Annotated in this window: 2 protein-coding genes; both read right to left on the bottom strand. The window is 69.5% G+C overall.

What is annotated here, in order from left to right; all coding sequences use genetic code 11:
- The coding region (locus ABZS71_RS35230) for a condensation domain-containing protein (protein WP_356216835.1) at window positions 1-1,527 on the bottom strand (1,527 nt) is incomplete at its 3' end.
- A gap of 645 nt (window positions 1,528-2,172) precedes the next feature.
- On the bottom strand, window positions 2,173-5,140 hold a 2,968-nt coding region (locus ABZS71_RS35235), incomplete at its 5' end, for an amino acid adenylation domain-containing protein (protein ID WP_356216838.1).

The raw sequence follows: 5,140 nt of genomic DNA on the forward strand, positions 1-5,140 counted from the left end.
GTTCGCTCGGGCATCCAACTCCGCATACGACAGCTCACCCTCCTCACACACCACCGCAACCGCATCCGGAGTCCGCACCACCTGCGCCTCAAACAGCTGCGGGACCGTGGTGGCCGGAACCTCGACGGCGGTGTCGTTCCACTCGGTGAGGACCCGACGGCGCTCGGCCTCGTCCAGCACGTCCACCATGCTCAGCGGAAGCTCCGGACCGGTCGCCAGCATCCCGAGAAGACGAGTCCAGCGCTCCACCAGTCGCTCAACCGACTCCGGGTCGAACAGGTCGGCCGCCGCGATCACCGCACCGTGCAGGCCCATCGGACGACCCTCTGCGTCGAAAGCCTCTTCGATGCTGAGCTCCATGTCGAACTTGGCCGCCCGTCCCGGCGCCGGCGACTCCGTCCGCTCCCCCGTCGGCGCCGCTCCGGTCAGCACTCCCCGCAGGTCGAGCTCGGCCCCTGCCGTGTTCTGCATCGTCATCATCACCTGGAACAGCGGATGCCGCGCCAGCGAACGGGTCGGGGCCAGTTCCTCGACCAGCCTGTCAAACGGGACGTCCTGGTGCGCGAAGGCATCCCAGTCGGCCTCCCGCACCCGGGCGAGCAGCTCGGTGAAGGTCGGGTCCCCCGACAGGTCGGTGCGAAGCACCAGGGTGTTGACGAAGAACCCGACGAGGTCCTCCAGCGCCACGTCGGTGCGTCCGGCCACCGCCGTGCCGATCGGGATGTCGGCCCCGCCGCCCACCTTGGACAGCAGCACGGCCAGCGCGGCTTGCACCACCATGAACATGGTGACGTCCGATGCCCGCGCCAGCTCCGCCAGCCGTGTGTGCACCTCGGCGGGGATCTCCAGCGGTACCGTATGGCCGCGATAGTCGGCCACCGCCGGACGTGGGCGGTCGAACGGCAGCCCCAGCTCCTCCGGCAGGCCGGTCAGCGCCTCGCGCCAATAACTGATCTGACGGGACATCAGGCTGCCGGGGGTCTCCACCTCGCCGAGCAGCTCGCGTTGCCAGAGCGCGTAGTCGGCGTACTGCACCGGCAGCGGCTCCCATTCGGGCGCCTGTCCCTCGCAGCGCGCCGCGTAGGCCATCGAAATATCCCGTGCCAGCGGCTTGGTAGACCAGCCGTCGGTGACGATGTGGTGCGCTGTCACCACGAGTACGTGCCCGTCCGGGCCGGCCGAGAACAGCCATGCCCTGATCGGCACCTCGGATGATAGGTCGAAGGCGTACGCCGCGGCTGCGGCCACCGCGCCATCCAGCTCCGCCGAGGCCAACTCGACCACGGACAGTTCCCAGACCAGCTCCTCGAGCTTCAAGATGCGCTGGTACGGCTCACCGTCAGCGACCGCGAAGACCGTGCGCAACACTTCGTGGCGCCCGATCACGTCACGCAGAGCCGCCCCCAGCGCCTTCTTGTCCACCTCGCCGGACAGCCGCAGCACCATCGGAATGTTGTAGGTGGCACTCGGCCCCTCCAACTGGTCGATAAACCACAACCGGCGCTGCGCGAATGACAACGGAATCATCAGGAGTCCTCAATGGTTACGCATCGGCCGCAACACCGGCCTAGCTGACTTTTGACTTCCAAGCTGTTGTGCAAGCACGGAGAAGCGATTCTCAGCCAACACGAAGAGATCCACGGTCGGAGCATCGTGGATCTCTGGCCGACCCCATGGACCGGGTATTCGAGTACGCCCGAGAGAAGCTACGCGCCGGGCAGCTCAGTTGGGAATGGTGTCGATCGGGCTCGCGGGTCCCCTACAGTCCAGGAGTTACTCAGAGCTGCACAGGCATCTCTGACGGGCGGCCTCACAGACATCGACGCCAGGCCAATGATTCCATCCGGCGAATGATGCGACTCATGCCGTGACGCACAAAGAGGGCCGCGCAATGGTGAATCCGTTCGAAAGTCGAATGCTAATTACCTGATCCTGGCCAATGAGGAGGTCTACTCACCGGATTCTCCGACCCGAATGCCGGCGCGGCCGCACTCCGTTCAACCGATATTTCAGGAAAACGCCGCTTCTCGGAGGTCACTATGGCGCAGGGGCCGGTTGGTGATCAAAGGTCCGTTCAACTGAGGCATCGCGCCAGTTGAACGCCGGAAGCCGCGGCCGAGGGAACCGGCCGAGGCTTCGGACGTCAGTCAACGGTCAAGCCTCACTCCATCGTCAGGAATCCTCCCGGACACGCATCGGCCTCAGCGCGGGCCGGGCCGACTGCTGTTTTCCGAGCTCCGCCGCGAGGCCCGCGACCGTCGGCGCGTTCAGCAGGACCTTCAGCGGGACCTCCACGCCCAACCGCGCGCGGATCAGGCCGACCAGCCGGACCGCGAGCAGCGAGTGGCCGCCGAGCTCGAAGAAGTCGTCGTCCATGCCCACGCCGTCAAGTCCCAGCACCTGCGCGAACAGCTCGCACAGGGTCTCCTCCTGCGGGGTGGACGGAGCCCGCCCCGCACCCGAAGCCCCGGCGTACTCCGGGGCAGGCAGCGACTTGCGGTCCAGTTTGCCGTTCTGCGTCAGCGGCAGCCGTTCCAGCGGCACGACCGCTGCGGGCACCATGTGCTCGGGCAGCCGCTGACCGACAAACTTCCGCAGAGTGGTGAGCAGTTCGATATCGAACGGGCTGTCGCCCTCGGCGGGTACGACGTAGGCCACGAGCCGATTGTCACCGGGCGTGTCCTCACGGGCCACGACCGCGGCCTGACCCACCGACGGGTGCACCAGGAAAGCCGCCTGGACCTCGCCCGGCTCGATCCGGAAGCCCCGGACCTTGACCTGCTCGTCGGACCTTCCCAGGTACTCCAGCTGTCCGTCAACGGTCCACCGCACCTGGTCCCCGGTCCGGTACATCCGGCCGCCCTGCTCGAACGGGCAGGCGACGAAGCGCTCACCCGTCAGTCCCGGCCGTCGGACGTAACCCCGCGCGAGCTGGGCACCGGCGATGTACAGCTCGCCGATCACTCCGGGCACCACCGGCCGCATCGTCCCGTCCAGGACGTACACCCGGGTGTTGGCGTTCGGTTTCCCGATCGGCACCGAGTCGCCGACCTCCTGGCCCGCCGCTACCTCGAACACGGTGCATCCGACCACCGTCTCCGTCGGCCCGTACTCGTTGACCACCACCGAGCGCGGTGCCCGCTCCAGCCACGAGCGGACGGCCGCGCCGGTCAGCGCCTCACCACCGACGATCACCTTCCTGGCCATGGTGGACGCCTGCTCCTCGGTCAAGAGTTCACCGAGCAGCGGGAGGTGGGCGGGAACCACCTTGGCGAGCCCGAACCCGGCGCCCGCGGCGGCCAGCGCCGCCAGCCCTTCGGCGCCTCCCACCGGGCTCACGACGACCGCAGAACCGGACACCAGCGGCACCAGCACACTGGTCACCGTCAGGTCGAACGCCAGGGACGAGTGCAGGGGCGCCCCTCCCCCGTCCTGCATGCCGTAGGCCCTGCTCGCCCAGACGATGTAGTTCGTCAGGCCGCCGTGGGTGACCGCGACGCCCTTCGGTCGACCGGTGGATCCCGAGGTGTAGATCACGTAGGCGAGGCCTTCCGGCGGTACGCCGACCCCGGGGGCGGTGTCCGGGCAGCCGCCGACCATCGCGACGACCATCGGGTCGTCCAGCGCCATGGAGCGGACGCGGCCTACGGGCAGTTCGTCGAGCACCTCCTCCTCGCTCAGCAGCAGCGCGACGCCGCCGTCCGACAGCATGAACGCGATGCGCTCCGCCGGGTACTCCGGGTCGATCGGCAGGTACCCGGCCCCCGCCTTCCAGGCGGCCAGGATCGCGACGGTCATCTCGACGCCCCGGCGCAGGCACAGGGCCACGAGCGACTCCGGGCCGACTCCCTGGCCGACGAGGTGGTGGGCCAGCCGGTTGGCCCGCGCGTCCAGTTCCGCGTACGTCACCTCGGCGCCGTCGCACACCACCGCCACCGCGTCCGGGGTACGGGCCACCTGTGCCTCGAACAGTTCCGGAACCGAAGCTTCGGGCATCTCGGTGCCGGTGTGGTTCCATTCGGTGAGCACCCGGTGCCGCTCGGCCTCGCCGAGCACCCGCAGCCCGCTCAGCGGGAGGTCCGGGCCGCCGTCGAGGGCCCGCTCCAGGGCGTCCACCAGGTTCTCCGCGACCGTGCGCACGAGCCCGGCCACCATCCGCGGGTCGATCGGGGCGACCGCGTCGACAGCCAGTCCCAGCCGGTTGCCGTCGTCGTCGATGGCGACGGAGAGGGGGTAGTTGGTGCGGTCGATGACCTTCACCGTCCTGATCCCCTCCAGACCCCGCTCGGCGACCTCTTCCGCGGCCCCGCCGGACGCCTTGCCCGGGGCCTGGCCGCCGTTGTGCCGGTAGTTGAACATCGACGTGAACAGCGGGGTGTCGCCCTGTACGCCGCTGGCCCGCTGGGCCACCGCGAGGGGCGCGTGCTCGTGCTCGAGCAGGGCCGCGAGCTGGCCGCGCATCGCGGTCACCGCCGCCAGCGCACCTGTCGAGTCCAGCCGGGTCCGTACCGGAAGCATGTTCATGAACGGGCCCGCCACCCGGTCGGATCCGGCGCCCGCGTTCATGCGCCCGAAGAGGACGGTGCCGAAGACCACGTCGTCGCGGCCGCTGACCGCGGCGAGCACCCTCGCCCACGCCACGTGCATCACCGTGGCGGGGCTGGAGCCCAGTCGGCGAGCGACCTCGCGCAGCCGGTCGTTCAGCTCCTCCGGGAAGGCCATCCCGGCCCGCACCACACCGGCGCCGTCGCCCCGCGCGTCCACGAGCCCGTACGGCGCGGTCGGCTCCGTCACATCGCCCAGCAGCTCGGCGAAGAACGACTCGTGCTCCCCGCGGCCCAGCCCGGCACGGGCCTGGGCCACGAAGTTACGGAAGGGCAGGGGTTCGGACAGTTCCGCGCCGCGCCCGGCGAGGAACGCCTGCACCTCCTCCAGCAGCACCTCCACAGCGGTGTGATCCTGCACCATGTGGTGCGCCCGGAACAGCACCAACCACCTGTCGCTGCCCGGTTCCGCCGCCACGTGCAGCCCGATCAGGGGTGCCTGGCCCAGGTCCATGGACAGGCCGCCGGCCGCGAGCAGCTGTTCGACCGGCTCGGCACCGTTCGGGTCGAGACGCACTTCCTCGACCGGCAGGACG

This window comes from Streptomyces sp. NPDC005393, from assembly GCF_040606675.1.
Classification (GTDB): domain Bacteria; phylum Actinomycetota; class Actinomycetes; order Streptomycetales; family Streptomycetaceae; genus Streptomyces.